Origin of the sequence: Gluconobacter sp. OJB (assembly GCF_039638275.1) — a bacterium.
In the GTDB taxonomy this organism is placed as follows: domain Bacteria; phylum Pseudomonadota; class Alphaproteobacteria; order Acetobacterales; family Acetobacteraceae; genus Gluconobacter; species Gluconobacter cerevisiae.
Window position 1 is genome coordinate 2,313,799 of record NZ_JBDIWH010000001.1, and the last position, 25,689, is coordinate 2,339,487.

At 53.7% G+C, this 25,689-nt stretch carries 28 protein-coding genes and 1 tRNA gene; 12 read left to right on the forward strand and 17 right to left on the reverse strand.

Features of this window, described 5'->3' with window-relative positions; all coding sequences use genetic code 11:
• Positions 1 to 175: 175 nt before the first annotated feature.
• The 7 genes from ABDK74_RS10705 to ABDK74_RS10735 form a co-directional block, all read right to left on the reverse strand.
• Complete coding sequence (locus ABDK74_RS10705; RefSeq protein ID WP_346003785.1) at positions 176 to 1,651, reverse strand: ATP-binding protein; 1,476 nt, start codon at positions 1,649 to 1,651, stop codon at positions 176 to 178.
• On the reverse strand, positions 1,651 to 2,070 hold the full coding sequence (locus ABDK74_RS10710; protein ID WP_194261754.1) for a very short patch repair endonuclease: 420 nt from the start codon (positions 2,068 to 2,070) through the stop codon (positions 1,651 to 1,653). Before ABDK74_RS10710 ends, ABDK74_RS10705 begins: the two co-directional genes overlap by 1 nt.
• A complete protein-coding gene (locus ABDK74_RS10715) occupies positions 2,070 to 2,240 on the reverse strand; it encodes a DNA cytosine methyltransferase (protein ID WP_346004213.1) in 171 nt (56 codons plus the stop codon). Before ABDK74_RS10715 ends, ABDK74_RS10710 begins: the two co-directional genes overlap by 1 nt.
• A 9-nt stretch (positions 2,241 to 2,249) precedes the next feature.
• The gene (locus ABDK74_RS10720; RefSeq protein ID WP_346003786.1) at positions 2,250 to 3,680 is read right to left on the reverse strand and encodes a DNA cytosine methyltransferase; all 1,431 of its coding nucleotides are present in this window, start codon (positions 3,678 to 3,680) and stop codon (positions 2,250 to 2,252) included.
• 8 nt (positions 3,681 to 3,688) lie between these two features.
• The gene (locus ABDK74_RS10725) at positions 3,689 to 3,862 is read right to left on the reverse strand and encodes a type II toxin-antitoxin system Phd/YefM family antitoxin (RefSeq protein ID WP_346003787.1); all 174 of its coding nucleotides are present in this window, start codon (positions 3,860 to 3,862) and stop codon (positions 3,689 to 3,691) included.
• A 609-nt stretch (positions 3,863 to 4,471) separates the two neighbouring features.
• Positions 4,472 to 5,235, reverse strand: a protein-coding gene (locus tag ABDK74_RS10730) for an IS5 family transposase (protein ID WP_346003788.1) whose coding sequence is annotated in 2 segments (ribosomal slippage) — positions 4,472 to 4,902 and positions 4,902 to 5,235 — 765 coding nt in all. Because the reading frame shifts where the segments join, the coding sequence is not laid out codon by codon here.
• Between the two features lie 199 nt (positions 5,236 to 5,434).
• Positions 5,435 to 6,817 carry a DUF6538 domain-containing protein gene (locus ABDK74_RS10735; RefSeq protein ID WP_346003789.1) on the reverse strand — a complete coding sequence of 461 codons (1,383 nt, stop codon included), beginning with the start codon at positions 6,815 to 6,817 and terminating at the stop codon, positions 5,435 to 5,437.
• Positions 6,818 to 7,129: 312 nt separating this feature from the next.
• Here ABDK74_RS10735 and ABDK74_RS10740 point away from each other — a divergent pair, with 312 nt between their 5' ends.
• The 3 genes from ABDK74_RS10740 to ABDK74_RS10750 all read left to right on the forward strand — a co-directional run bounded on the left by ABDK74_RS10740 (position 7,130) and on the right by ABDK74_RS10750 (position 9,098).
• A complete protein-coding gene (locus tag ABDK74_RS10740) occupies positions 7,130 to 7,327 on the forward strand; it encodes an AbrB/MazE/SpoVT family DNA-binding domain-containing protein (RefSeq protein ID WP_008851648.1) in 198 nt (65 codons plus the stop codon).
• Between the two features lie 2 nt (positions 7,328 to 7,329).
• Positions 7,330 to 7,731, forward strand: a complete 402-nt coding sequence (locus ABDK74_RS10745) for a PIN domain-containing protein (RefSeq protein ID WP_346003790.1) — start codon at positions 7,330 to 7,332, stop codon at positions 7,729 to 7,731.
• 407 nt (positions 7,732 to 8,138) lie between these two features.
• A complete protein-coding gene (locus tag ABDK74_RS10750) occupies positions 8,139 to 9,098 on the forward strand; it encodes a 5'-nucleotidase (protein WP_346003791.1) in 960 nt (319 codons plus the stop codon).
• A 215-nt stretch (positions 9,099 to 9,313) separates the two neighbouring features.
• Here the strand turns inward: ABDK74_RS10750 and ABDK74_RS10755 are convergent, their stop codons facing one another.
• Complete coding sequence (locus tag ABDK74_RS10755; RefSeq protein ID WP_346003792.1) at positions 9,314 to 9,895, reverse strand: recombinase family protein; 582 nt, start codon at positions 9,893 to 9,895, stop codon at positions 9,314 to 9,316.
• 119 nt (positions 9,896 to 10,014) lie between these two features.
• Here ABDK74_RS10755 and ABDK74_RS10760 point away from each other — a divergent pair, with 119 nt between their 5' ends.
• Positions 10,015 to 11,199, forward strand: a complete 1,185-nt coding sequence (locus tag ABDK74_RS10760; RefSeq protein ID WP_346003793.1) for an acyltransferase — start codon at positions 10,015 to 10,017, stop codon at positions 11,197 to 11,199.
• 24 nt (positions 11,200 to 11,223) lie between these two features.
• On the opposite strand, the gene ABDK74_RS10765 is transcribed toward ABDK74_RS10760, so the two are convergent.
• Entirely contained in the window at positions 11,224 to 11,787 is a 564-nt protein-coding gene (locus ABDK74_RS10765; RefSeq protein WP_346003794.1) for a recombinase family protein, read from the reverse strand.
• A gap of 203 nt (positions 11,788 to 11,990) precedes the next feature.
• Between ABDK74_RS10765 and ABDK74_RS10770 the strand changes: the two genes are divergently transcribed.
• The 4 genes from ABDK74_RS10770 to ABDK74_RS10785 all read left to right on the forward strand — a co-directional run bounded on the left by ABDK74_RS10770 (position 11,991) and on the right by ABDK74_RS10785 (position 16,564).
• Positions 11,991 to 12,344, forward strand: a complete 354-nt coding sequence (locus ABDK74_RS10770; protein ID WP_346003795.1) for a helix-turn-helix transcriptional regulator — start codon at positions 11,991 to 11,993, stop codon at positions 12,342 to 12,344.
• A gap of 167 nt (positions 12,345 to 12,511) precedes the next feature.
• Positions 12,512 to 12,919 carry a MobC family plasmid mobilization relaxosome protein gene (locus ABDK74_RS10775; protein ID WP_346003796.1) on the forward strand — a complete coding sequence of 136 codons (408 nt, stop codon included), beginning with the start codon at positions 12,512 to 12,514 and terminating at the stop codon, positions 12,917 to 12,919.
• Positions 12,920 to 12,949: 30 nt separating this feature from the next.
• Positions 12,950 to 14,752: a relaxase/mobilization nuclease domain-containing protein gene (locus tag ABDK74_RS10780; protein ID WP_346003797.1), complete on the forward strand. Its 1,803-nt coding sequence runs from the start codon at positions 12,950 to 12,952 to the stop codon at positions 14,750 to 14,752.
• A 282-nt stretch (positions 14,753 to 15,034) separates the two neighbouring features.
• A complete protein-coding gene (locus ABDK74_RS10785) occupies positions 15,035 to 16,564 on the forward strand; it encodes an LA2681 family HEPN domain-containing protein (RefSeq protein ID WP_346003798.1) in 1,530 nt (509 codons plus the stop codon).
• A 302-nt stretch (positions 16,565 to 16,866) separates the two neighbouring features.
• On the opposite strand, the gene ABDK74_RS10790 is transcribed toward ABDK74_RS10785, so the two are convergent.
• From ABDK74_RS10790 to ABDK74_RS10825, 8 genes are all read right to left on the reverse strand, one after another.
• Positions 16,867 to 17,271 (reverse strand): hypothetical protein, encoded by a 405-nt coding sequence (locus tag ABDK74_RS10790; RefSeq protein WP_346003799.1) that lies wholly within the window; start codon positions 17,269 to 17,271, stop codon positions 16,867 to 16,869.
• Positions 17,272 to 17,713: 442 nt separating this feature from the next.
• Positions 17,714 to 19,357 (reverse strand): tyrosine-type recombinase/integrase, encoded by a 1,644-nt coding sequence (locus ABDK74_RS10795; RefSeq protein WP_346003800.1) that lies wholly within the window; start codon positions 19,355 to 19,357, stop codon positions 17,714 to 17,716.
• A 91-nt stretch (positions 19,358 to 19,448) separates the two neighbouring features.
• A tRNA-Leu gene (locus ABDK74_RS10800) sits at positions 19,449 to 19,534 on the reverse strand.
• Positions 19,535 to 19,541: 7 nt separating this feature from the next.
• A complete protein-coding gene (locus ABDK74_RS10805) occupies positions 19,542 to 20,225 on the reverse strand; it encodes a SprT family zinc-dependent metalloprotease (protein ID WP_346003801.1) in 684 nt (227 codons plus the stop codon).
• Between the two features lie 5 nt (positions 20,226 to 20,230).
• Positions 20,231 to 20,722, reverse strand: coding sequence for a YcgN family cysteine cluster protein (locus ABDK74_RS10810; RefSeq protein ID WP_346003802.1), 492 nt, complete (start codon positions 20,720 to 20,722; stop codon positions 20,231 to 20,233).
• Positions 20,719 to 21,123 carry a hypothetical protein gene (locus ABDK74_RS10815; RefSeq protein ID WP_346003803.1) on the reverse strand — a complete coding sequence of 135 codons (405 nt, stop codon included), beginning with the start codon at positions 21,121 to 21,123 and terminating at the stop codon, positions 20,719 to 20,721. Before ABDK74_RS10815 ends, ABDK74_RS10810 begins: the two co-directional genes overlap by 4 nt.
• Complete coding sequence (locus ABDK74_RS10820; protein ID WP_346003804.1) at positions 21,123 to 22,130, reverse strand: extracellular solute-binding protein; 1,008 nt, start codon at positions 22,128 to 22,130, stop codon at positions 21,123 to 21,125. The genes ABDK74_RS10815 and ABDK74_RS10820 overlap by 1 nt, the downstream gene beginning before the upstream one ends.
• Before the next feature lie 198 nt (positions 22,131 to 22,328).
• A complete protein-coding gene (locus ABDK74_RS10825) occupies positions 22,329 to 23,501 on the reverse strand; it encodes an ABC transporter ATP-binding protein (RefSeq protein WP_346003805.1) in 1,173 nt (390 codons plus the stop codon).
• 86 nt (positions 23,502 to 23,587) lie between these two features.
• Here ABDK74_RS10825 and ABDK74_RS10830 point away from each other — a divergent pair, with 86 nt between their 5' ends.
• The 4 genes from ABDK74_RS10830 to ABDK74_RS10845 all read left to right on the forward strand — a co-directional run bounded on the left by ABDK74_RS10830 (position 23,588) and on the right by ABDK74_RS10845 (position 25,688).
• On the forward strand, positions 23,588 to 23,866 hold the full coding sequence (locus ABDK74_RS10830) for a hypothetical protein (protein ID WP_099287712.1): 279 nt from the start codon (positions 23,588 to 23,590) through the stop codon (positions 23,864 to 23,866).
• 77 nt (positions 23,867 to 23,943) lie between these two features.
• The gene (locus ABDK74_RS10835; RefSeq protein WP_346003806.1) at positions 23,944 to 24,378 is read left to right on the forward strand and encodes a hypothetical protein; all 435 of its coding nucleotides are present in this window, start codon (positions 23,944 to 23,946) and stop codon (positions 24,376 to 24,378) included.
• 191 nt (positions 24,379 to 24,569) lie between these two features.
• Positions 24,570 to 24,764, forward strand: a complete 195-nt coding sequence (locus tag ABDK74_RS10840) for a DUF1656 domain-containing protein (protein ID WP_062499659.1) — start codon at positions 24,570 to 24,572, stop codon at positions 24,762 to 24,764.
• A gap of 12 nt (positions 24,765 to 24,776) precedes the next feature.
• The gene (locus ABDK74_RS10845; RefSeq protein ID WP_194256261.1) at positions 24,777 to 25,688 is read left to right on the forward strand and encodes an HlyD family secretion protein; all 912 of its coding nucleotides are present in this window, start codon (positions 24,777 to 24,779) and stop codon (positions 25,686 to 25,688) included.
• Position 25,689 lies beyond the last annotated feature (1 nt).

Below are 25,689 nucleotides of genomic sequence, written 5' to 3' on the forward strand. Positions count from 1 at the left end.
GGGATTGCAGTCTCGGCTTCAGTGACGATGTTTTGAAGATCGCCGGAGTAACCTAGCAGCGGCGCCAGGAGGGTGGCTTTGCTTGCGATCTCGTCGCGTGATGGCAGACCGTCCTGATCGTTAAACGCGCCGATAAGTGCAGCCAGAATAACTTTCTCCTTATCGCTCTACATAATCAAGAAAATCTCCCCTGAATGTAATTCTCAACGATCTCTCCGTGATCGTCAAATAGTCGTGTCGATCTGACAATATCCCTGAATGCGTCCGCGTTCCCTGGTCCGTCACCCCAAAGAGCGTACCTGAGGTCGTCAAGGCGTTCTTTCACGTCATCGACCTGCGGCATCTGGGTCACGTCGCGGGGATGAGTCGAATAATCTGAGTAGATCATCTCGACGGGCAGCGATGCTGAAACTGCTTTCAGCAGAAGATCGAGATGACGCACACCTTCGCCGTCAAGTTTCTCGTATAGGCGCTGTGCCAGCGGATGCATCCCGTTCAGGGCATACCGAATGCCGGTCTTGTCGGCATATCGCTCCCACAGCGGGGCGATGACCTCATGGAAAAGCTTCTGGCCGCGTCCCCGATGAACGGTTGTGCTTGCACCTGAGACTTGGGCGATAATCTGCCGAAGGCGTTCCCGTACTGGCAGCGGGGGACGGGATCGAGACTTCTTGATGTCAATGGTCCATGCCTCATCAAGGCTGTTCGGAAAGTCGATTTGAACACGCGCCAGCTTGGTCGCTTCTCCCTTCGGTATCAGCCGGAACCAATCACCCCATGCCATCAGCCTGCTGTTGCGGTAGATATAGGCTCCTTGATTGGAAATGAAGGCGCTGCGGTTCTGATAGAAGTCGTATTCGCGGGCTGTCAGGTTTGAGTGGTGCGGCAGGATGTAAGGTTGCAGATGCACCGCTGCTGATCCGATCCGAACGATCTCTTCTGGAAGGTGTCTGGTGTGGGTGTTTTTGCGGCAGAAGGGATCAAAGGCTTCGACGGAATGTCCATTCACGCTGATCGCGATACGGCTCCTCCCCCGGATTTCACCGGCTAGGAAACGGTGAAAGACGAGTGCCAGATGCTTCTCTAGAACGTCCAGCTTCTCGTTGACGATCTCATCTCGTCGGTTGCCGGTTTCATCCTCCAGAAGGCGATCCATTTCCCGCCAGATGACTGCGGTGCCGTGTGCGCCAAGCTGGCTCACATAGGGAAGAGCATCAATATCCTTTTCGTCAAGAATGTTCAGAATCCAGTCATCCGTCTCATCGATGACGTCGAGGTTCCATTCAGCCCCGGACAGGCTATCATCCTTTGCGCTCACGACGGTCAGGGACCGGCATTGAGAGAAAGAAGCGGTTTTAAGACCAAGCCCGAACCGGCCCAAGTCGTTGGGGGATCGCTCTGTGCGAGGGTTCATGGCTCCGTGCCGCATAGCCGCCAAAAGCTCGGCTGCGTCCATGCCGCGTCCGTCATCCAGAATGACGAGGACAGGCTGTAGAACTGATGGTTCACAGAAAATATCAATTTTCGATGCGTCGGCGGAAATGCTGTTGTCAATCAGATCTGCCACCGCTGCTTCAAGCGAGTAACCCAGATCGCGCATTGAGGCTGAGAGGCAGGCCGCACTTGGCGGCAGACGTTCAGGTCTTGCCATCAGGTTGCCTTTCTTATTTCGTTGGAGAGCTGATGCACGAGCCGGTCGGCATTAGCTTTTAGCTCGCATTCCCAGACGGTGATGACGGTCCAGCCTGCCGCCTCAAGTGCGGCCTTGTTCCGTTTGTCCCTTGCTACGTTCCCATCGAACTTCGCCTGCCAGAATTCGGTTCTGGTAGAGGGTTTGGTCGCATTCCGGCATCCTTCATGCCGGTGCCAGAAACAGCCATGAACAAAGATGACGGTGTGGTATTTTGGAAGAACGATATCGGGCTTGCCGGGCAGGTCTTTAGTATGAAGCCGGAACCGAAAGCCAACACGATGCAGCAGCGATCGGAGCCGTATTTCAGGGGCGGTGTCGCGTCCCCTGATCCGCGACATGTTCCAGCTTCGACGCTCTGCTGAAATCGTGTCCGCCATCACTGGCCATCCGGTACGGCGTGAAGGACTTCGGCGACGATATCCGCAATCTGTCTGGCGAGCTGCGGCGGCACGGCGTTGCCGACCTGATGATACTGCTCTGTGCGCGGCCCTGCGAAGAAGTAGTTGTCCGGGAATGTCTGGAGTCTCGCTGCTTCGCGTACTGTCAGGCTGCGGCACTAGTGGATGAAGTAATGGCCATCCTTCGAGATGTGGGACGTGATGGTCGTCGCAGCATGGTCTGCGAGCTGCACCCGGAACCTGTCCGAAAACATCTTGCCTGATCGACCTTCCTCGACATTCTTATGATCGGGCAGCAGGCTTGTCGGGAAATCGGCCAGCTTCGGGCTGCGTCCGGTCTTTTCCGCAAATGTTGCAGCATAAAGATAGCGACGGAGGTCGGACGCCATATGGCTTCTCGCTTCATGTGCTGTCAGCACAGACAGTCTGCTGTCGTAGAGGCTTCGCAATACATTATGCGCAGGCTTGCGCATAATGTATCGGGACGACGATATCCCGCGAGGGGAACTAACCTTAGTCAGATTGCGGGAATCCAGCGCCTTCGCAATATCGCCAGCATAGACCGCGCCATTGAGTTGACGGCGGATGTTCATGGTTGAGATAGCTTGAAGCTCACTGAGCCAAGCAGTGGGGCTGTCTTTCGTTTTTGAGAGGCCGCTGCGTATGGAAGGCAGTGACCCTATCGTCTCCTGAACGGTGGGTGCGATCATCTTTTTGAGCGATCCCGGACGGACTTTCAGGTCGCCGCGAATGCCGACAATGAACATTCGGTGCCGCGCCTGCGGGATGCCATACTCTTCAGCGCGGATCACGAAGAGGCGCGGGTCTACATCTCCTTCCGCCATATCCTGCTCGGTAAGCGAATAAAGCTTATAGGAGAGATCGTCCGGCGTTCCGGGAATAGCGGTTCCGGGATGTGAAAGATCGCGAACGATCCGGGTGATCGCCGACTTGCCATTGATGGTCGTGGAAAGCAGTCCCTTTACATTCTCCATAACGAACACCGGCGGCCGGTGATCGACTATGATCTGGAGATATTCCAAGTACAGGGTGTGCCGCTCATCCTCTGCAAAGTCTTTGCGGCCCATCATGCGGGAACGTCCGACCAGCGAATATGCTTGGCATGGCGGTCCTCCGACGAGTGCCCATCGGCGGCTCGAGCCAACGCGATTGCGGATGATTTTCTTCACCTCAGTGCGGGATTCCGGTCCAAGCGAAATCCGCAACGCCGATGAAGCCGCATGGGCATAGGCTTCCGGATGGAGACGATACATCTCCTCGCAGGTCATTCCGCCTTTGAGGAAGGTGTAATATTCGTCTGGCGCTTCGCCCTCCCGGAACTGACGGATGAAATGGCGGAGAAGCAGTGTCTGATGCGAAAATATGTCTCTCTCGATGGAAACTACGCTCTTGAAGCAGGGCCTGCCTTTCTCATTCGAGCTGAGGGAGAAGCCTTCGCCGAGGCCGCCGGGGCCTGCAAATACATCGACTATAGGGAACGCTGCGCCCAGCCACGACGGGCAGAGCTGGTCCATAATGCTATCAGCTCGGGCTGGAAACTTTTCGCTGATAGGCTCAATTGCAAGCATGTCTATGGTCACTCCTCGGTTTTTTCGAGTATTGCACCAGAGGTAAGTGATAGGCGCTGAAACTCTTCTACGCTTACGGCGACAGAGCTGCCGTGCTTTTCCACTTGGACAGATTTCACTTTGGCCCACTCGAGCGGCAGCTTGGAACCGTTTTTGGTGTCCTTTGCGGACATGGTTTGCATGTAGTCTGTTCCTCAAGCATGAGCCATTTTAGTGACTCGGGACGTCCTGGCAACTGAGTTTTGACACTGCCTCAGAACAATCTACGGCCTCAGATTTCTTGTTTCCCTGTGTGACCACATGGTGTGCGAAATCTGATCGATTGACGTCAGCACGATGATCGGACGGCGAAGAGACAAAAGTGTTCCTGTCGTAAAAGCGATCCAGTTCTCTCAAGGCTGCTTGAGCGACTGGCCCGGCTTCCGAGTCAGATCCCCATAATGACGTCAATCGGCCGCCTCAGCCAAGGATGTTACAGAAGATGGCTTCCCGTAGGTCCTCTCCATCTCCATAGGAAATGGGTAAGCATTCGACTGCTTTCGCCTCATCTCGGTCGTAAGAGGATATGTTTGATCATCCGGAAAGCGGACGGTCTGCAATAGCTCTCGTTACCGATCACTGTCCTCCTCCAAACTGCTGATTGCTGCATGTGCAGTTGATCAGGAGAAAGTATCATGGAGAAGAAAACACGTTTTCCATCGCCTACACTGAAGGCGTCCGTGCCCTGGAATGCAGGGAAAATGGCGGGCGCCAAGCGGGCGCTCAAAGAAAAGCACGTCTAGGCTCAGGACTCATTCTTTGAGGTAGAAGATGAAGCTTGCTGCGATATGGATTGCGGACATGAAGATATGAGCGCATCGGTCGTATCTGGTCGCAATACGTCGCCAGTCTTTGAGTTTCGCGAACATGTTTTCGATGAGGTGGCGCTTTTTATACAGATGCCAGTCGTAAGGCAGCTTTGATTTCCGGTTCTTTTTCGGGGGAATACAGGCAGTGATATTGCGTTCTGCAAGCGATAACCTGATCCGGTTGCTGTCATAGCCTCTGTCCCCGATGACTTCTTCTGTCTCTTCGGGGAGATCTGCCAGCAGCACGTCTGCGCCTTTGAAGTCACTGACTTGTCCTGCTGTCAGATAGAGGCGAACAGGCCTGCCCTGACTATCGCACACGGCATGGAGTTTTGAGTTCAGGCCGCCTTTTGTCCGTCCGATATGGCGGGGAAAAGCCCCTTTTTGAGTAGAGACGCCGCCGTTCTGTGTGCCTTGAGGTGTGTTGCATCGATCATCAGGCGCTTTGAACGGCCAGCCTGTTCTGTCAGGGCGACAAAGATCCGGTCGAAGACACCCAGGCGGCTCCAGCGAATAAAACGATTGTATAAAGTCTTGTGCGGGCCATACGCTTTCGGAGCGTCTTTCCACTGAAGCCCGTTGCGGATCACGTAAACGATTCCGCTCAAAACACGCCGGTCATCCACACGGGGCACTCCATGCGGCAGAGGAAAAAACGGCTCAATCCGCTCCATCTGGCGTTCAGACAGCAAAAATACGTCACTCACAGCCTTACCTCCATCGGTAAGCCTGTGAATCACAACGTCTCGCTCAGTTCAATATTTTAATAGGTCCTGAGCCTAGGGAAAGCTCTCATCAGCGGGGCTTATTTTTTTCTCGTTTAGGGGATCAACGGGGGAGGCACTCCCCCTTGCCAGCTGCTCGATGCGCCCCTTTGGGTAGCCATTGAGCACTGCTGGCTCCCGCCTAACTCCAGCCTTTTCTGAAAAGGTTGTCGGGATAAGAAATCGCCTCAACGGTCTGTCTGAGATTGGCCGTCGTGATGCTGCTGAGATAGGTCGAAGTGCCTTGGCTCTTATGCGTCGCCTCGTGGCCCAAAAGCCTATCAATCCAGATTTCCCGAATATCCGCTGAAGCGTTCCGCAGTTGCGTGGAGACGCTGTGTCGGAACGAGTGAAACGTAATTTCTGCAGGAAGTCTGAGGCGCGTTTTCATCGTCGAGAACGACCGCCCAAATATCGTGCCCCGAACGCCATCCTTCGACGTATTGAGGCCGGGAATGAGATACGGGCCGTCCGGTGTGTCTTTCAGGGTAAGAAGTCCCGCTTCAATGAGTTTGGAATGAACAGGAACAATCCGTGTTCCGGCGTCTGTCTTGGGTGACCATCCATCTTTTGTATGAGGCTGGATGACAAAGCAGGGAATGCCGTCAATCGTTTGAAGGTCTTCTGTTCTCAGATGACAGATTTCCCCCAGCCTCAGGCCGGAATACGCCCCTATCATCGTGATGATGCGGAATGTGCTTTCAGGGACAGAACTGCGAGGCCAGTCTCCTGTCATGAGGGTTTGCAATTCCTGAGTGGTCCAGCTTCTACGAATGGTCTTGGACCCAGTCTCAAAGCTCCATCCGGTCCATGGGTTCTTTTTGACCAGTTCGCGTTGCAATAACTGGTTCCACAAGGCTGAGAGCCGCATCATGTGGTTCTTCACGCTCTTGCTGCTCAGGGTGGGGCGTCCGTCCTTTTTGGCACGGTCTGCTTCCTCTGTGAGTGTGAGACTGCTTTTCCGCTTTCCGAGGGACGCAGGCAGGGAAAACAGCAGGTCCCGGAAGGCTCCAGCCTTCTCGCCGCCGATGATAGAGACAGGCGCATCCCCAAAGGCTTGTAGGAACAGCTCTACGGCTCTCTGGGTGGCTTTGCGGGTGTCAGCGCTGGTGTGTGGGTTTTTGAGAACAAACCGCGTCAGAGCCTCAGAAAGAAGTAAGGACTGAGGCTTGGAGGCAGTAACGACTGCCGGAGCCTTCCGCATGTTCTGCGGTCGTGGTCTCGGTCTTGAGACGGGCAAAGGCACCGCTTCAATGCCTGTCGGGGCTTCGAGTAGGCGATGCAGGTCCCTCATTGCGTCCCGCACGTGCGGGATACTCTGACAGTTCTGTCCCTCAGCCAAAACCCGAAAGGTCTCATCAAAGAGTTCGGTCGTTTTCGTATGCAGCAAAGAAGCGCGTTTACGGGCTTCGTTCTGATAGCCTGTTTTTAAAGAAACCCAGATTTCCCGCTGGTTCAGCGCAGAGCGAAGGGCAGGGGGTACGATTCGGCGAAAGTGGTAGGTGGTGCCACGAATACGGAGCATGAGACGTCCTTCAGTGGGGAAGGACGGTGGAGCAAAGAGTGCCTTTGCCCCATTCAGGCCGAAAAACCGTTCATTTCCGGGAAGTCTGTGGTGCGAGCTGCGGGACTCGAACCCAGTGTTGCGGGACGCGTCCCGCAGCCAACCAATTGAAAATACGTCGAAAACGCCGACGCCAGTCTTTCCGTGACCAAATTTGATCCCATTCTCTGGCAAACATTCTGGTAAGGCAAGCCTCTCTCTGAGAGCGGATTTTCCTTGCAGAGGATTGGATATCTAAAATATATAAATGTTTATCCATTAAGGGAGTGCATCATGCAGGTTTCAAAATGGGGAAACAGCCTTGCGGTTCGTATTCCCGCCCATATCGTGCGCCAGCTTGGCTTGCAGGAAGGCGACAACGTCGAAGCCGTCTTTTCTCGCCTGAAAAGCCATGAAGAGGCTCTGCAGTCTCTCAAAACGATAGGCCGTAAATTGCCTAAGGATTTTCGTTTCGAACGTCCTCAAGACTGAGCATGTCTGTTTTTCTTGATACCAATATTCTGCTCTATGCCTGCATGGAGCAGGACGCAGAGAAAATGCGCATTGCCGTCGACCTGCTACGTCAATCGGACTGTCATATCTCGGTTCAGTCTCTCAACGAGATGACGAACACACTGCGACGTAAGACAAAGTTGTCTTTAGACGATATTGGAGAACTGGTTTCCGACATCAGAAGCCTGACTACCGTGCATGACCTTACGACAAGCGTTTACGCCAGAGGCTGGGCGATTGTGCGGCGTTATGGCTTGCAGACTTATGACAGCATGATTTTGGCTTGTGCCATTGAAAACGGGCATGAGACGGTTCTGTCAGAGGATATGCAGGACGGTCTTTCCATCTTTGATATGACGATCATTCGAAACCCTTTTGCATAGGTCACCTAAATCGTTCCAAGCTTTTCTTCGTCGTATACGTTTGCCAATTGAGACAGAGTGGAATTTCCGCTCCTACCTATATTTTAGACATGTTTAACTCACACTCAAACGCTCATTGCTGACGGTTGGAAAACGGCTAGTCTAACGTGTCTGCAATACGCGTGAGCCAGCTAGTCAAGCGTAACATGGAAAGTTATCGTCAATTTAGGATTTCAACTTCTTGGTTGGATAATTGAAATAAAATATTGGTTATATAGCGGAAATTTGCATAGAGAAGTGGACCCTAAGGAGGCGCTTGATTGAGAAATGTCAGATTATCTTATTTCGTAGATTTTATATTAAAAAATCTTATTATGCGGATTAAGTCAATAACGGCGCATTATCTAACATAGATTGATATTGATACAATGGCGTACGATTTAGAAAAACGACTGGTAGTTGGCGTTGCATCCAGCGCGGTTTTTGATCTCAGTGAGTCAGATAGTATTTTTAGACGCGACGGAGAAGAAAAATATAGAAATTACCAGGAGGAAAATCTACATAATCCTCTACCAATGGGTATCGCCTTTCCGTTTGTAAAGCGTCTGTTATCATTAAATGATCTCAGTCTTGATAAGGCAAACCCGCTTGTAGAAGTGGTGTTGTTGTCAAGGAATGACCCCGACACAGGTTTGAGGGTCATGAAGACAATATCTCATTATGGTCTCGATATTACCCGAGCAATTTTCATGCAGGGTAAATCTCCATATGAATACATACCAGCTTTTAATATTGCCTTATTTTTGTCTGCGCATAAGCCGGATGTCGACGCCGCTATTAATCTGGGACATCCAGCTGGGCAGGTACTCGACTCTACATTTCAAGAAGACGAAAAAGATAATACTCTAAGGATTGCTTTTGATTTTGATGGGGTGCTTGCTGGGGATGAATCTGAGGCCGTAATGCAATCTTCCGGTTTGGACGGATTTCATGAACACGAAACGCGGAATGTTATGCAGCCACACAATCCAGGTCCTCTTCAAAAATTTTTAGTGGAAATGTCAAAAATTCAAAAAATAGAAGAAGAGTATAAAAGTACTCATCCTGAATATAAAAACAGGCTCCGCATATCGATAGTCACAGCCCGTAATGCTCCTTCTCACGAGAGAGCACTTCGTACCCTAAAAAGCTGGAATGTAATGGCAAATGATGCTTTTTTTCTTGGAGGAGTCGAAAAAGGAAAAATTTTATCTGTACTTAAACCACATATTTTCTTCGATGATCAATCTGGCCATTTGCGGTCAGCCAGCGCTGTAGCACCTTCAGTTCACATCCCGTTTGGCATTACCAATCAACAGAAGGTCGACTTACCTAAGTTAACTCCTTGAAATAAGGACCACAAAGAAGAAGTTCATCTGTAAACTCTAATGTTATTTTCCGACTTCATAACTGGAAACCTGACCTTCCGCTCCCCCCAGAACCGCCATCACATTGCGTTCTGCTTTAGCAACCCGACGACCTAATCGGCGTTGAAATGTCCCGAAACCGGTCATTTGCGGAATTCTGTCAATAACAGTGTGAGAGAGCCGGTAAGTACTGTCCCTCAACTCCGGGTATTGGAACAGTGCAGGCCGCAGTGAACCGTCCTCCAGACGGTCGTGCGGCTGACCTTGAAAATTCCTGCGATTTCTCCCAGTGACCGCCCAGCAGCGCTCAGCTCTTTGACGTGTTTCCTCTGCCGAACGGTCAAAACAGGCGGTCGCCCAAGCTGTTTCCCGGCCAACCGGATAGCTGCAAGCCCCGCCTTTGTGCGTTCGCGAATGAGCTCCCGCTCAAACTGAGCAAAGCCTGCCAGGATGGTCAGGAACAACTGACCATTCGGGGTGCCCGTCTCAATCCCGATATTGAGAATACGCACCCGAACGCGCCGCTCAGTCAGGTTGCTCACCAACCCCATCACGTCAAGGGTGTTACGGCCCAGCCTGTCCAGACACGCCACAACCAGACTGTCCCCTTCCTTGAGGCGGCTAAGCAGACTGGAGAGGCCTGGACGACTGGCAGCCGGAACGCTGCCGGACACCGTATCAAAAACGATATCGGTCACGCCTTCCTTTTGAAGGGCTGCGACTTGCCCATCGCAAACCTGGTCTCCTGTCGAGACCCGTGCATAGCCATACCGCGTCATCGCCTCTGTCCTCCCGGCATTCCGGAACAGGGTTTCGAAACAGCAGGGCCCACTTTCCCCGCGCTGTCCCAAAACCGACGGATTTTGAAACGCAGGTCAGGTCAACACAGGCATGCGGTATGTTTTCTTCGGGCGAATGCCTCACTCCTTTTGAGGCGGACAGCGTTCGAAAGAGCAGCAGCACATCGGCGCACGCAAACACCCGTATCGTTGCTCTGGATGGCCTACGAGGCATTGCTTGCCTGATGGTCGTCTGTTCGCATTTCTTCTGTGATACGTTTGGGCAGACCGCTGCCTTGATGGACACCCCCCTTATCAAGGCCGTGTTTGATGGCAACCTGGCGGTCGCAGTGTTCTTCATCATTTCAGGAGACGCCCTCAGTTCTGGATTTCTGAGAAAACGGAACGCTGCGTCCATTCTCAGACCAGCCATTAAGCGATATCCGCGACTGGTTGTTCCAACCCTGCTCTCAACAGCCTTCCTCTTCCTGTTGATACGCCTACATCTCGTCTATGAAATCCCCACTCAGGATATTTTAGGAAGCAAATGGCTCTTCCACTGGATTAACGAAGACATCACCCTCGTTGATGTCCTGCGTTTTTCATTTCTGGACGTCTTTCTCAAAAACAGGGCCCATTATTTCAACCCCTTCCTGTGGACGATGCATTACGAAGCCATAGGCTCCATCGTCATTTTCCTGATGCTCGCACTTCTGCATCTCAACAGGAAAGCCTTGCCTGTTTTGTTGGCGCTGACCTTTCTGGTCTTCCATGACGGCAAATCCGTCGTCTTTCTGCTGTGTTTTCTTTTCGGTGCCTATCTGGCGTTTCTACGAACATCGGGAAACATGAGCCGCTTTGAAAGGACAATAGCCTCCAAGGTTCTTTCTCTATCCGCCCTGCCGGTTCTGTTCGTGCTGAGCCTGGTCTTCCCGCATGCCTATTTTCACACGGGATTGTCCCTTATCAAAGCGCCTCTCTTTACATTGGCGTTTTTGGGGAATGCTCAGGGACGGCGTTTTCTGGAAACACGCGGCATTCAGTTCCTCGGAGAAATCTCTTTCCCGTTATTCCTGTTCCAATATTCGGTTCTGATTTCCGTCACGAGCTTTCTTATCGTGACCTATTATCCCCTTCATCACACCGTTGAGATGGCATGCTTCATTGCGACATCCGGTGTTCTGCTCAGCATGATACTGGCAACCGTAACCAGCCCCATGGAAAAGCTGACAAAATCCATATGCAATATCGTCTACGAGAACGCGATGCGTCTGCTGAAAGACGGCGCCGCAATCCGGGAGTGAGACGTGCTGTCGCCTCTTCGTGTTTTACAGCGACGCCTCTTGGACAACGCGATGTACGGTGGTCCGCCCGACACGAAACACGGCGGCAATGGTTCTGAGTGACGCTCCCTCCCGTGCCATTTTCTGAATATACCGACGTTGTGTTGACGTTAGACGTGGCGGCCGTCCAATGCGTTTGCCAGCCGCCCGGGCTGCTGCGATTCCAGCCTGCGTTCTTTCACGGATAAGTTCACGCTCAAATTCGGCCATGGCCATCAGAATGGTCAGAAACAGACGTCCATTCGACGTCCCTGTTTCTATTCCCAGATTCAGGATGCGCAGACGAATATTGCGTTGGTCCAGAAGTCTGACCAGCTCGAGGACGTCGACTGTATCACGCCCCAGGCGGTCCAGTTTAGCAATGGTCAGGCTATCGCCTGACGTAAGCTTTTTCAGAAGAGCAGAGAGTGCTGGACGGTTATGAGCAGGCACAGAACCGGAAACCGTTTCTACAACGATGTTTTCCACGCCTTCATTCGTAAGAGCCAGAATTTGCGGGTCCGTCGTCTGGGCCTCCGTGGAAACCCGTGCATATCCGTATCGCGCCATCGCATTCTCCTAACGGAGCACTTTATATCGTCATATATGGACGAAAGTAAACATATATGGACTCATAATACATTGGAGAGCACTCAAAAATCTCCGAAAAAAACCGTGCAGGATTTTTCTAGACGTCTGTCGAAACCTACGTTTTTGGTGCAGCATGCAGACAAATACGTCGTCCTTCTTTTGTCTTCGGGGTTAAGCTTTTCATGTCTCTACTGGCGTCACAGTGCCGGGCCGCCCGGGCCATGCTGGGCTTCTCACAACGAGACCTGGCGAAACACGCAGAGGTCGCGCACCGGACGATTGCTGATTTTGAGACAGGGTCGCGAACGCCTCATCCTCGGACCCTGAAAGCCATCCGGGAGACTTTAGAAAAAAGCGGCGTGGTGTTCATTGATGCTGACCCGACAGGTCCTACAGCGTTGGGAGCGGGGGTCAGGTTAAAGGCTGCCGAAGTGACACCATCCAAATCCTCTGATGAAGTTTCTGGACTCTCTTCTGAGGATTTAGAGCAATGGTGGGACGAGTTAACGCCAGATAATAACAGTCATAAAAAATGAAAACCATGTAATACTTCAGTTTCGTCCGGCATAGGCTCTCGGGATTAACTATAACTCTTCAGAGGTTATTCTACCCTCAGCCAGCAGTGTCGAATGGCTACCCATTCAACAGCTGGCAAGGGGGAGTACCTCCCCCGTTGACCCCCACAGAAACAGGATGCCCCGTTATGCCTACTGCCCCATCTCCATCCCGTCACCGGTCCTCTCGCCTGTCCGTTCGGGCCTCGCCCGTAGAGCTTGAACGCTGGAACAATGCAGCGCATGCGCTCGGCCATGCCACAACGGCTGCATGGGTTCGGACCTTACTTCACAATGCAGAAGTTTCGCATCGTTATGGCGGGGATATAGGCTCCGAGATCCGTAGCCTGCGAAGTGAACTATCTCGTATCGGTAATAATCTGAATCAACTTGCTCACGCCGCCCATCGTGGGGATGCCGTGGCTTGTGCTGATACGCTGGAGCACATCGACCGCCTCAAGGACCGGACAGATAGTTTGCTGAAAACTCTGCGTCCTGCACATATTCGTCGCGTAAAGCTCCCCTCGCATTCCGTTCCCGTGCACTTGGTGCACTGAACACGCATCGGTCTTCGCAGGTGCGATACGATGATTGTGCAGGAAACCAGAATTAAGAGCACAAGCGGACATCAGGCGGTTTCACGTCATGTTCTGTCTGGCGCAAAAAACGAAGCCATCCGTCTCATCTCGGGCAGCGACTATCTGCTCAAGGATTGGATGAAAGAAGCGAAACGCGAGGGCATTCGATACGGCCTACGCCATATCGCCTTTAATCCGTCTGAACCGATGACAGACCAGCAGCTTTCTGACTTTGCGGAAGACATCTGCCGAGAACTTGGGGCTGATCCCGAACGAATAACCTTCGTGATTCATCAGAAAGACGGGAAAATTCACGGCCATCTCCTGCTTCCCGAGTGGCAGGATTCTCACGTGCTCAGTAGCAAGTTTTCATGGGCCAGGTTGGAAAAACTGGCCCGTCTCGCAGAGGTAAAGTTGGGGCATGCACTGGTGCCAGGAAGGCATGACAAAGCTATCGTCAAAGCCCTCAAAGAGGCTGGAGAGAATGAAGCTGCCAGCAAAGTTGAAGCTCTTATTCCCATGGAGAAAACACCACCTCCCGTTGCAGCCTACACGTCACAAGCAAGGCGGATGACAGAACGCCAGAACTTCGATCTCCCCATTGCCCGACGCGAGATTATGACGTTCTGGGAGAAGTCAGAGAATGATCTGCGGAAATTCAGGCATTTTCTGTCGAGCAAAAACTGGAGCATGCGGGCTGGAGATCGAACAGATCGCAGGCGCGACGCTCATATCATTGAAACTGAAGACGGCTTGCTCATTGGATCATTCACACGGTTGACCAAAGTCAGAATGAAAGACTTCCGACAACTTCTTGAAGACGAAGCTTCCCAGAAGCCGCTTCTGGACCTGCGTCCGATCGCTAAAAAGAGTGAAGCACGAGAGGCCAGACACGCCTCACTGGAACAGCGGGAACATACAGATGAGATGAAGGCAGAACGATTGCGGCTTCAAAAGCGTCTGCCTGTTATTGTGCCCTTTAAAAACCCAGAGCGTTTGAGTGCCGGATTTCAGATTTATCTCAAGGACTGGAAAACGGAGATGCAAGCGGCCCGTGCCGTTTTGAACGCGAAGCATCCTCTTGAGAAAAAATATGGGCCGGAAATACCGCTCGATATTCAATCCCAGCGGATCATGGATCTGATCAAGCAAGGACGAGCGCGCCTGAAGAAGGCCCATGAGGCTGTACAACGTGCACGCGTAGACTTGGAGGAGCTGGAAGCAGGGCGTTGGGTCCTGTTCAAAGGACAGAAAGTCTCGAAAGCAGAAGAGGCTCTACAACAAGCGTTAGCGCAGCTCGGTGAAATTCTGCGCTATATTGTGCAGGCAGTTCTTTATTATCTCGGACTGAGCGGCACGAAGCCTGCACCATTGCAGCTCCCGGTGCCGATTGAACGCCAGATGAGTCGTCAGGAGTATGTGGAGAGCAGGCAGAAGCTGCTCGGCATCCTTCTCAACGACAAAAGCTGTCGAGCCTGGGTGAAAGGGCATTGTCGGGATGCGGAGCACAAGCGTGCCCGTCTTATTGAACAATGGCATGAAGAGCGTGCGCCAGAGGTTGAGAAGGCGGAACAGGCAGTCGTTCAGCTTCAAACGCTTGCACGACCGCCACGCCGTATTCCGGAAGAGGTTAGGGCCCGCATCGTGACACTCAAAAGGTGCGGAGACTTTCACGGGGCTCTGAATGAAGTCAGACTGCTTGACGCTGTACCTCCGTCTCAGTCTGTAGGGCAACCAGTGAATAGGATGCCTCTTCAGCTTCTTGAGAGGGGCCGAAGAGGGCATCAGGAACAGAAGATGTCGCTTCAGTAAGCGGGTGGGCCGCTTCCGCCTCTTGGCGGCCATAGAAGTCGCTACTCGACAATTTCCGAAGCGGACGGTCTGCAATCTCCGCCGTTCAGACATAAGCGCTAAGCGCAACGAATGTCTGCTCTTCGTTTCCCGATCGCGCCTTGATAGGCATCGCAGCTGCCGACAAACTCAAAACTCTTACGGGAAGTCCACCCTCAGACAAAATTCAGAGAGTTAGTCAAATTGACCAATCAACCCAATCTCGAAGCTCTTAATAAAAGATGCGAACGGAGCATAACAAAAATGAGCGACGACGAGGCGCTCAAACATATCGGCCAATTGATCGACGATTCCTGTGACGGGACATTTGAACGCGGCCTGACACGGGCATTCTATTTGCTCGATGATCTTACACAACGGCCGCTCACTGAAGAGAATGCCGTGTTGGCAGAGTATTTCCGGGCTAATGCTTGGGCTGCGCGATCGCAAATCGCTAATATGCGACAATCCTGGTCTTGGGAGAACATAGAACTTCAGGAAGAGATGTTGGCACTCTCGCGGGCAGTCAACCATCCCGGGTTCATTAAGCTCGATAAGATACGCCGCTGCCAAATTCTGACTAATCGTGCCAATCTACTCAGTAGGGTCGGTCGCTCAATCGACGCAATCGCCGGTTGGGATGATGCGCTCTGCATCTGTCCGCACTTCGCGATAACACTTGGTAACCGCGGTGCCGGACTCAGGCATTATGCCGGTATGGTCGAAGACAATCGCGAACGCGCCATTCTGGCGCTCCATGCCTATGACAGTCTTTGCAAGGCGATGGCGCCGGATGCAGTGTATGAGTCTCCTAACTTTCTGCCCCTCGTTGCGCAGTTCAGGAACCTAGCCAACGAACTTGGGAGAAGGCTCGATGTCGATGCAGTGCGGTCGATGCAGCACCTTGATCAGGGTGAGCAGGGCCGATCAAAAACGGAACGCGCCTATCGTCAATGGTGCCTCGATAAGCGGCTGTTTCTTTGTCCTTTGAATGACCTTGGATCGTATCTCGCTGCGGCGACGGACGATTTTATGTTGCCCGGTATCACCGAGAGATTCGACGAACGCCCTGGAGACTATTCACCGCCTCCAATTATCGGCTTTTTCAGCCAGATGAAACAAGAATATGCCTCAGCCCGCTACATGCTATTCGAAGGAGTGAGCAGCACACGGACCCACTTCTCCGACCGCGGCGTCACGCTCATTAACACGCTCGATTATCCACTCTACTCGCTCGCGAGCGAGAGAGTTCGGACAGCATTTCGCATTGCGTATTCCTTACTCGACAAGATTGCCTTTTTGATCGACCACTATTGGAAACTGGGGAAGGTGTCCAAGCATATCAACTTCAAGAACGTCTGGATGGTCGAGAAGAAGCAGAGGCTGCTCCCGCAGTTCGAGGAATCGAACAATTGGCCTCTACGGGGACTCTATTGGCTGTCGAAGGAACTGTTTGACGATCAGCTTAAACAGACAACAGCTGCAGATGCCCACGAACTCCATGCGATCCGCAACGCGCTTGAGCATACCTATCTGCGCGTCAGCATGGGCTGGGCTAAGCCGTTCATGATAGGACAGGCCAACACTAGTGGTTTCGGGATTACCATCGGGAGCGACGAACTGGAATCGAAGGCGATACGGCTAATGCAAATTGCCCGCTCGGCCTTATTTTATGTATCATTCGCGATCGACCATGAAGAGCGTGAGAAACGCCGTGCTAACCCAAATACTATGATTGGATCGATGCCACTTTACGATCTCGAAGATCGCAGAAAGCGCCGCGATTCAAATTAGAAAGACTGTTTCGTCAGGATAATAGTATTTTGGGTCATTAGCCTTTCTGTTTTCTGATTCCCGCAAAGGGAAACTCAAAAATTATCTTTGGTCTGGCTGAATGTCCGCTAATTCAGATTGCCACCTGAAAGCAGACCTTCCGTTCCCCCCCTGATCTGCCTGTCTGCTCAGTGATGCCGGAGCAGACAGGCGGCATTCGCCCTCTTTCACGACATATAGCCCTCGCAGAGCAGGATCCCTTAGCGGACACCCCGACTCTGCAACATTAAACGACGCAATTCCCTCAACGGAAGGCAATGGATTTAAAATAAATTCAGAATTTTATTGATAGAGTTCAAAATATGGAAGATCCCAAAAAGCATTTCATAGGTAATAACAGAAATAGTAATATGCTCTCTCCATGCCAAAAGACCGTTACTATCAAAGACGTATTTTTTTTGGTAACCGTTTTTAATTAAATCCCATCCCGCCCATCCCACAACCAAGAAAGCAACGCCAATGAAGGCAAAGACAAAGTCGTAATGTGGAATGTAGGTTAGCGAAAATACGATAACAGTAACTGCCATGACGAAAATTCCAGCAAGAGAAGGAGCTGCGTCATTCCCGAATTTCTTATCTATCTCTCTTGCTTCGTTGCGAAGGACGAAAAATCCGACGACTGTCATTGCAATGGCGAGAATAGATCCAAAAATATTTTCTTCCAGCATTTTAGATATTACCTATGTTTCTTTCGGTTCTTCTAATTTTTATAAAGTGGAGAATGTACACGAGCAAGAAGCCCTACAACGAGATGTCGTAAGCGTCCAGATCTCGTACACTTGAAGTCCACTTAAGCCTTCTTCGTAGACATTCGATGGTGGAACAGTGATGCCGAAAAAGCAGACATCGGCGGCGCATTACCCACCATTAAAAATAATTATAGGATATAAATCATTATGAATTTTTTATCTAATATTCCAACACTATTATTTAATTTACAAGATCCGGAATGATAATATTATATAAGCATTCATCACAAATTTTGGCTTATTTGTTGTAATCATAGATTGCGAAGATGACATAAACCGTCTTTTTCAGTTTGAAGCTATGTCCGGTATACATTCCGCGCCTCATGAAAACCGACATTCCGCCCCCCCCCCATAACCGCCGTCAGCTTTCCGGAATGTCTAATTGGAATGTCGGGAATTCCAGCGCTTCGATGACGCTTTTCAGGTTCTGCACATCGATTGAGCTCGTGTAGTTCATCGTTCCCTGACTGCGGTGTGACGCCTCATGTCCCAGAACTCGGTCAATCCAGAGTTCCCGGAAACTGGCATTTTGATTCCGCAGTTTCGTTGAGACGGTGTGCCTGAAGCTATGGAACGTAATCTCGGCGGGGAGGTCGAGCTTCGTTTTGAGTTTTGAGAACGCCTGTCCAAATGCAGCCCCCCTGACGCCTTCGCTGGAGGTCGGCAGGTCGGGAAACAGGAAATGCTGCTCCGGTTTCAGAAAGCTCATGATACCCGCTTTAATGAGCCGGGAGTGAATTGGCACCAGCCTCGTTCCTGCCGCCGATTTTGGAGACCATCTATCTTCCGGGTGAGGGCGGACATGGAAGCACGCCACACCTTGGATATTCTCGATGTCTTGGCCGCGCAGATTGCAGATTTCTCCCAATCTGAGGCCCGTATAGAGGGCCATATTCACCATCCCTGCATAGGTCCGACGGGAAATGCCGCGATGCTCCCATTGGTTCGGTGTGAGTAGGGCCAGCTCTTCGTCGGTCCAGCAGCGTCTTTCTGTCTTTTTGGTCGTATTGAAGGACCACTGTGACCACGGGTTTTTGGCAACGATTTCCCGTTGAACGAGTACGGACCAGAGAGACGATAGCCGGGAGAAGTGGTTCTTCACTGTCTTGCCGCTTACGGTCTCAAGCTCTTGCTCTTTCGCTGATTTTACCGCGTCTCGAATGGAAAGACGGTTCTTGGATTTTCCGTGCGTTGCGGGAAGGCCAAGGAGCAAATCGTGAAAGTCGCCAGCCGTTGTGCCTGATATCTGGCTGACAGGCAGATCCCCGAAAGCTTCGATAAATAGGTCGAGCGTTGTTTTTGTGCCTTTGATGGTATCGGCGCTTTTGCTTGCGTCATTCAGGATAAAGCGTTGAACCATGGTGCTAATGGTCTGGGCCTTGGCCTTCTTACGGTTCCCTGGAGACGGCAAGGCTTCAGGCGGTTCGTCTTCTGGTCTCTCCTTAGCAGAGAGGTCAGGTGCAGGCGTGATAGCGCTGCCTGAAGCTTTGATATCGACGACGAGCTTTCGCAAGCCCACGATCTCATCGCGGAGCATAGTCTCACGTGTCTGCGTGACGGCCGTATTCAGTGTCTGTGCCTGCTTCAAAGCAGCGAGAAAGGCGTCGGTCTGTTCGAAATGCCCTGCAATGATGTCCAAAAAATTTTCGACCTGCTCCATGTAAGCTTTCGTCTGGAGCGCCTGCTGGGCCAGTTTAAGGCGGTGCTTGGTCTGTTCTTCTTGCAGCCGGACGTTGTGATAGTTTTCCCAGTCTTTCACGAATTGCTCGTAAAAGCGGATGATATCAGTAGCGGTCAGGGCTTTTTGTGTTGGCTCTGTTGTCATCCGCCGAATCTCCTCAAAGCACTCCCCGGTACGAGCATAGAGCAAGGCCGCCTTTTGTCGTGCCAGCAACTTACTGGGCGTTTTTAGGGGATGCGAGACTTCGCCTCTACCTAACCAAGCTCGGAGGTCTAGCGGGACAGAACGCCTGAAATAATATTGCGATCCGACGATTCGCAGCATGCGTCTAACTCTCCCAGAATGGGAAAGACTGTGGGACAAACGCCCATTTTAACGCCAAGGCGTATTTTTCTTTGTATTTTCAATGGGTTATTGGTGCGAGCTGCGGGACTCGAACCCGCACGTCCTTGCGGACTCGAGATTTTAAGTCTCGTGCGTCTACCATTCCGCCAAGCTCGCACTGCTCTCATGCTGCGCGCAGGAGAGCAGTACCGTTTTCTCTCAACCAGCGTTCCGCTGCAAGACGTCCATTGCGTCCTTCGGGAATAAAACTGTCCACCAGGGCCCAGAAGTCGGGGCCGTGGTTGAAATGTTGCAAGTGCGCCAGTTCGTGGACGACGACATAATCCTGAATATGCGTAGGCGCCATCAGCAGGCGCCAGCTAAGCATGATCCGGCCCTGTTTCGTACAACTTCCCCAGCGTGTCCTTACATCGCGCAGGTCGAGGCGGATGGGGTGCAGGTTCATTTTTGCGGAATGGGTTTGGAGTATTTCGGTCAGGCAATCTTTTGCCAGGATCTGAAGAAAATCGCGGACGCGTCGCGTCGTGTGCGAGGCATCTCCGCTAACGTGAAGTCCGTCTGCATCAAGCCAGCATCCGCGTCTGGCTGTGGGCTCATGGAGAATGGGAATGCGTTTCCCATCAATCATGACGTGAGAGCCTTCTGTCAGTGTGGGCTTTTCCGGTAGTGCCGCAAGGGCCCTTGCGATCCATTCCGTCTGTTGGTGCACGAAAGCCAATGCCCGGTCTTTGGTGACAGTCTGGGGAAGCGTGACAATGACTTCGCCGCGGACAGGTTCGATCCGCAGAGTAATGCGTCTGGCCCGTGCCGAACGCTTCCAGATCAGTGGAACGGTCGGGGGGAGCATGGGTGTCAGGTCTTGCGTTTCAGGACCTGACACAGCGGCGAGCGGTCTGGCCATTCGCCGGGCCAGTCTTCCAGATGGTCTTCCAGAGGGCCTGCACGACGCTCGCTGATGCAGCGGTCCTGAACGGATGCGCGTGAACTGTGGACGCCTTTGTCGTTACCCGTGCGGAGCGGGTGCCAGTCGGGAAGATCAAATCCGTCGCGCAGCAGGCGATAAGAACAACTGGGCGGAAGCCAGTCGATTTCAGCCAGAAGGGCAGGTGTCAGGGTTACGCAGTCGGGGACCTTGCGGTGACGATCCGCGTAGTCGGTGCAACGGCATGTATGGGTGTCGAGAAGACGACAGGCAACGTCTGTGTAAATCACCTCTTCCGTATCTTCGTCGCGCAGCTTGTTGAGGCAGCAGCGACCGCAGCCGTCGCAGAGGGATTCCCATTGTTCGGAAGACATCTGATCCAGAGGAACGGTTTGCCAGAAAGGCGCGGAGGGAGACGTCATGGATGGTCCAGCAGGGCACAGGCAACGCAGAAAGCGGTCGCCAGAAGAATGGAAAGAAAAACGGACGGTAATAGGAGCGGAAACCAGATCAGGCGCAGGCGTGTCGGCAGATCTGCTCCCAGACCGATGGCGGCGCGGGTCGTGCCGGGAGGAAGAGTCAAAAGAGTTGCCCCAATGGGAAAAGCTACTGCGGGGGCGATGAGCAGCCCTTCGAGCCATCCGGGAGCAGAATGAAGGCTGGCTAGCGCAAGGGCCAGCCCTGGTCCGGGCAGAAGCAGTATCAACCCCAGACGGCGCAGAACGGAAGCTGGCAGAACCCGCATGAGGAGTGCGATCAGCGCACAGGCCCCCAAAAGCCCTGTCAGGATCGAGGGAAGATTAAGGCGGAGTGCGAGGGCCATCAGGGCGTCCGGGGAACGAAATGTGCTGCGAACTGCTGTTCAAGCGCGTCGCCATGTAGGGACCAGAACGTGTCGCTGACCGTCAGGAACGTGGGGGTTGCTTCCGGAAGAACAGGAACGGGCATGTCTTCCAGATGAGGAGCGTGCATCCGGAGTTGCTCAAGGGCCCGGTGTGCGTTCTCGGCGGAAACGTTGATGGGAATGGCCCAGAAAAGGGGAGAGCGGAGCACATTCTGTGTCCCGGCAACGAACAGCGATGTCGCCGGGCCTGACGGAGCGCGCGCACTCACGCTGGTGACTTCCGTGGCGGGCGCACTCAGCATAAGAGCGCCGCTCTGCTCCATGATGCGGGCAGCATCAGCGGGGGTTTCCCACCACACGATATAGGGGCGCAGCAGGTCCAGCCTGCGGAACGCACGCTCCACGCCAGCCGGCGTCGAAAGCGTCGCATAGATATTCTGTGGCGCAACGCCGTCAGCCAGCAGGGCGATTTCCAGTGTCGTCCGGGCACCGAAATGCAATCCTCTCCGTCCCGGATGGCGGGCCACATCCCAGAAATCCTGCCAGCTTGGGGCCGTCGTCAGTCGTGAGCGATCCCAGGTCAGGGCAACGTCGCTCACACCTCCGGGAATGCCGCAGGTTGATGTGTTATCTATCGGATGAACCCATTTACCCTCACAGGCCTGAGTCAGCTGCGTCCCAGTGACGAGAACGGCCATCCATGCGGGCTTTGTCGTCTGCATCGCAGTCTGGAGGGTGCTTGTCTTGCCGTCCCATTCCACCAGAGGCAGAGCAGTGTTAGCGGCAGTCAGGGCATGTGCGGCTATTGTTCCTTGGGGAACGCCGAAGCCGGGTTCAGGATGATGGACGGGTTTGCGAACGTGGCGAACGCGTCTGTGCCCATGGGCGGAGGCCGGTGCGGGCACGAAAACCGATGTAATGTCGCGCCTGACAGATGTCAGAAACGTGCCGATACCGCTGCTCTGGTGCGGTGAAGCGGCCTGCACTGCCGAGGTCAGCGATGACAGAATCAGCAGCGCGCAGAAAGACGTCCGAAGCGGGAGGCTCCTGCGGGAGATCCGACCAGATGTCCAAAAGACATGTCGCAAAGGGAAGGCAGGCCGGGTCAGAACGAGAGGATCCTCAGAAAAATTCAGGTGTCCGAAAGGGGCCGTCCGATTATTTCCGGACAGAATGGGCGCACTTTAATACATCCCGGCACCCAGCGGAAAGGCCGTCGCATGAGCAGCAGGCCAGGCAAGCTGTACGGGAGTGCCAGAGGCAGGGATTTTCTGGGCCTGAAGTGGGGGGCGGCGTAACTCGATTTCCGTTCCTTCCGCACAGCGGACGCGCATGCGGATATGGTCCCCGAGATGGGTGCTGTCGGTTAAAACGCCACGCACAGGGATGTCTTCATCGTCGTCCATACCGAGGCTCTGGGGACCGAAAAACGGTGATATCCGGTCCGGGCGAATGCAGACGAGACATTCCTGCCCCTCGCTCAGATCTTCGGAAATCATGGCGTCCACGATGCCACCGCAGGCCAGATGAACACGGGCCACGTCATCACCAATGTCCAGAACCTGTCCTGTCAGCGTATTGGTCTCACCGAAAAGGGTTGCGACTTCCACGCAGGTGGGACGGTCATAGAGGCGGACAGCGTCGGCGCATTGCAAAAGTGCGTTATTGTGAAAAACTGCGATCGCCCCGCCTGAGTGCAGGGCATCTTCCCGACGTGAGACGGCGTGAATGACGCTGAGGTTCAGGGCGCGGGAGAGAGTGCTCAGCAGGATCGGAATGCGGCGTGCGGCATGTGGATCGAGTGCGTGGAGCGGGTCGTCAAGAAGCAAGACGTCAGGCGAAGTGATCAGGGCGCGGGCCAGTCTGACGCGCAGGGACTGTTCCGCATCCAGTTCTGTGGGGCGCCGGTCTGCAATACCATCCAGTCCCATGAGCGAGATCATCCGTCCGGCAGCAGCCCGGGCTTCCTGTCTGCCTTTACGGCTCGCACGCAGGCTGAAGGCGATGTTGTCGCGCAGGTCTAGATGCGGAAAAAGCGGGTCCCGCGGGCTGACGATCCGCATGTGTCGTTCTGCGGCCGGCCGGGACGTCACATCTTCGCCATTGACCATGATGGTGCCGCCCAGATGGGGCAGGAATCCTGCCAGTACGTCCAAAAGGCGCGACAGGGCCGCAGGCTGGTTGCCGAAAAGAGTCAGGGTCGCGCCCGGCAGGAGCGACAGATCGACGGGCGGCGCATCGATGGCTGCACGTAGGCCGATAATATCCAGTACGGGCTGCACGACGGCTTTGGGGCGGGAGGGACGAGTGCTCCCCTGCTTGGGAGCCATGCGGGGAGCGCCTGACAGGCCTGACATGCAACCTCTGGGAGAATGGATCGTTATGAGCGAAACAAAATCAGGCCAGAACGGATCTGACCTGATACTGAAGAAGGGGTTTGAACATGAGCCGTAAAAGCGTCAAGGATAACATTGAAGTTGCAGCCGAAACCACGCAGGCTCAGATCGACGGTCTGCGGACCCAGTTGCAGGAACTCCTGAACAACCGCATTAATCCCGCTCTGCTCGACGCAGCGGACCGCACGGATCATGCCGTTGCAAATGCCCGCAAAATCACAGATCATGAAATTGAAAATGTTTCGACGCGTGTGCGGGCGCGTCCGATTGCAGCCGTCCTGATTTCGGCCGTTGTCGGTTTCCTTGCCGGCCGTTTCTCCAAGTAACAGCCCGGTTCTTTCCAGGCAGGAGACGGACGGCATTGCGTCCGGCTCCGTCCTGAAGAAGAGGCAAACGATTTCCCATGAAGCCCATTGAACTCGGACAGGACGTCCTCTCCGCCCAGGGACAGATCCTTTCCCGCTCTGCCATGCGAATCGGCCGCAGAGTCGCTTACGGTGTTGTCGCGGCAGTTTTTCTGATGTTCGCGGCAATCTCGTTTCACGGGTTCCTGTGGGCATTTTTTATTGATGTGGTCGGACTGGGTTATGTCGCGTCCGCACTCTGCGTCATGGGTGTGGACCTTCTGTTTGTCGTGATCTTCGGACTTCTCGCAGCCCGCTCCATTCCGGACCCCATTGCAATCGAAGCGCGCATCCGTCGTGATCGCAAGCTGGCACAGCTCAAACAGTCTGTGGCCATGGCAGCTCTGACAGGGGTTGTATTCGGGCCTGCCGGACGTTTTACGCTCAGACGTGTGTTTGATCTTGTGCGCAATATCCTCGGCCTTCGGAAATAAGACATTTTGTGGCTGATATTGGCCAAACCCATATAGTCAGCCCCAACGTAATGGCGTAAGCACGTCGCCAGCACACAACCCCCTCATTATTTGAGGGGGAGTCGTTGTGTCTGATTGAGGAGCGTTGTGGGCGAGTTGTCTTACAGTGTGGCGTTTGGCAGTCTGGTGGTTGACGCTGGAGCTGGTTTCTGATGCTGGCTGAAGTTAACCTGTTTGGCGTTTTCGTTGCTCCGCTTTCCATTTATGCCGTAGCGGCGGTCTTTGTGACGTTACTGCTTCGAAGCATTCTGTGGCGCACGGGCGCCCTGGGGTGGTTCTGGCACGTCGCTCTCTTTGAAATAGCGCTCTATGTCTGTGTTCTCTGTCTGCTCATCCTTTACGTATAGGAGGGGTCAGCGATGAACTGGACCCGCAGTGTAATCCGTGTCCTGCTGACCCTTGTCGTGCTGGCGCTCGCCATCGGGCTGGGGCGGACGATGTGGGACATCTATGTCCTCGCCCCCTGGACCCGTGACGGCCGCGTGCGCGTCTATGTCGTGGACGCGGCTCCCGAAGTCTCGGGCACGGTTGTCGCCGTACCGGTGGTGGATAACCAGTTCGTCCATAAGGGCGATCCGCTCTTCGTGCTCGATCCGGTGCGCTTTCGCCTTGATATCGATGCGGCCCGCGCCCGTCTGGCCGGTGCCGAGGAAGACCTGAAGCTCCGCAGTTCCGACGCCAAACGTCGTATGGGACTGGGCGGAATCGTCTCGGCAGAAGAGCAGGAAGACTTCAACTCCAATGTCGAGACCCAGCGCGCCAAGGTCAACGCAGCCAAGGCCGAGCTGAACACCGCCCTGCTGAACCTCCAGCGCTCCACGGTCTATTCGCCGGTGGACGGCTACATCACCAACCTGAACCTGCGCGTGGGTGACTACGCCCATGCCGGTCAGCCCGGTATGGCCGTGATCGACGCGCACAGCTTCTGGATCAACGGCTATTTTGAAGAAACCAAGATGCACGGCGTGCATGTGGGGGACGAGGCCCGCATCAAGCTGATGGGCTACAAACAGATCCTCATGGCGCATGTCGTGAGCATCGGCCGCGGCATCAACGATCAGAACGGCGTGTCCGACAAGCTGGGCCTGCCGGACGTCAATCCGATCTTCACCTGGGTGCGTCTGGCACAGCGTATTCCGGTGCGTCTGGAACTCGATAACGTGCCGCCGAACATCACGCTGGCGGCCGGCATGACGGCCACGGTGACGATCGGACGTGAAACGCCGGGCGCGCGCGGCCGTCTGACCACCTGGCTGCAGAACCACCTCTGAC

Excerpts from the sequence above, each read along its gene's own strand:
- ABDK74_RS10705 (WP_346003785.1), bottom strand. The coding sequence starts at position 1,651 with ATGGCAAGACCTGAACGTCTGCCGCCAAGTGCGGCCTGCCTCTCAGCC.
- ABDK74_RS10710 (WP_194261754.1), bottom strand. The coding sequence starts at position 2,070 with ATGGCGGACACGATTTCAGCAGAGCGTCGAAGCTGGAACATGTCGCGG.
- ABDK74_RS10720 (WP_346003786.1), bottom strand. The coding sequence starts at position 3,680 with ATGCTTGCAATTGAGCCTATCAGCGAAAAGTTTCCAGCCCGAGCTGAT.
- ABDK74_RS10725 (WP_346003787.1), bottom strand. The coding sequence starts at position 3,862 with ATGCAAACCATGTCCGCAAAGGACACCAAAAACGGTTCCAAGCTGCCG.
- ABDK74_RS10735 (WP_346003789.1), bottom strand. The coding sequence starts at position 6,817 with ATGCTCCGTATTCGTGGCACCACCTACCACTTTCGCCGAATCGTACCC.
- ABDK74_RS10740 (WP_008851648.1), top strand. The coding sequence starts at position 7,130 with ATGCAGGTTTCAAAATGGGGAAACAGCCTTGCGGTTCGTATTCCCGCC.
- ABDK74_RS10745 (WP_346003790.1), top strand. The coding sequence starts at position 7,330 with ATGTCTGTTTTTCTTGATACCAATATTCTGCTCTATGCCTGCATGGAG.
- ABDK74_RS10750 (WP_346003791.1), top strand. The coding sequence starts at position 8,139 with ATGGCGTACGATTTAGAAAAACGACTGGTAGTTGGCGTTGCATCCAGC.
- ABDK74_RS10755 (WP_346003792.1), bottom strand. The coding sequence starts at position 9,895 with ATGACGCGGTATGGCTATGCACGGGTCTCGACAGGAGACCAGGTTTGC.
- ABDK74_RS10760 (WP_346003793.1), top strand. The coding sequence starts at position 10,015 with ATGTTTTCTTCGGGCGAATGCCTCACTCCTTTTGAGGCGGACAGCGTT.
- ABDK74_RS10765 (WP_346003794.1), bottom strand. The coding sequence starts at position 11,787 with ATGGCGCGATACGGATATGCACGGGTTTCCACGGAGGCCCAGACGACG.
- ABDK74_RS10770 (WP_346003795.1), top strand. The coding sequence starts at position 11,991 with ATGTCTCTACTGGCGTCACAGTGCCGGGCCGCCCGGGCCATGCTGGGC.
- ABDK74_RS10775 (WP_346003796.1), top strand. The coding sequence starts at position 12,512 with ATGCCTACTGCCCCATCTCCATCCCGTCACCGGTCCTCTCGCCTGTCC.
- ABDK74_RS10780 (WP_346003797.1), top strand. The coding sequence starts at position 12,950 with ATGATTGTGCAGGAAACCAGAATTAAGAGCACAAGCGGACATCAGGCG.
- ABDK74_RS10785 (WP_346003798.1), top strand. The coding sequence starts at position 15,035 with ATGAGCGACGACGAGGCGCTCAAACATATCGGCCAATTGATCGACGAT.
- ABDK74_RS10790 (WP_346003799.1), bottom strand. The coding sequence starts at position 17,271 with ATGCTGGAAGAAAATATTTTTGGATCTATTCTCGCCATTGCAATGACA.
- ABDK74_RS10795 (WP_346003800.1), bottom strand. The coding sequence starts at position 19,357 with ATGCTGCGAATCGTCGGATCGCAATATTATTTCAGGCGTTCTGTCCCG.
- ABDK74_RS10805 (WP_346003801.1), bottom strand. The coding sequence starts at position 20,225 with ATGCTCCCCCCGACCGTTCCACTGATCTGGAAGCGTTCGGCACGGGCC.
- ABDK74_RS10810 (WP_346003802.1), bottom strand. The coding sequence starts at position 20,722 with ATGACGTCTCCCTCCGCGCCTTTCTGGCAAACCGTTCCTCTGGATCAG.
- ABDK74_RS10815 (WP_346003803.1), bottom strand. The coding sequence starts at position 21,123 with ATGGCCCTCGCACTCCGCCTTAATCTTCCCTCGATCCTGACAGGGCTT.
- ABDK74_RS10825 (WP_346003805.1), bottom strand. The coding sequence starts at position 23,501 with ATGTCAGGCCTGTCAGGCGCTCCCCGCATGGCTCCCAAGCAGGGGAGC.
- ABDK74_RS10830 (WP_099287712.1), top strand. The coding sequence starts at position 23,588 with ATGAGCCGTAAAAGCGTCAAGGATAACATTGAAGTTGCAGCCGAAACC.
- ABDK74_RS10835 (WP_346003806.1), top strand. The coding sequence starts at position 23,944 with ATGAAGCCCATTGAACTCGGACAGGACGTCCTCTCCGCCCAGGGACAG.
- ABDK74_RS10840 (WP_062499659.1), top strand. The coding sequence starts at position 24,570 with ATGCTGGCTGAAGTTAACCTGTTTGGCGTTTTCGTTGCTCCGCTTTCC.
- ABDK74_RS10845 (WP_194256261.1), top strand. The coding sequence starts at position 24,777 with ATGAACTGGACCCGCAGTGTAATCCGTGTCCTGCTGACCCTTGTCGTG.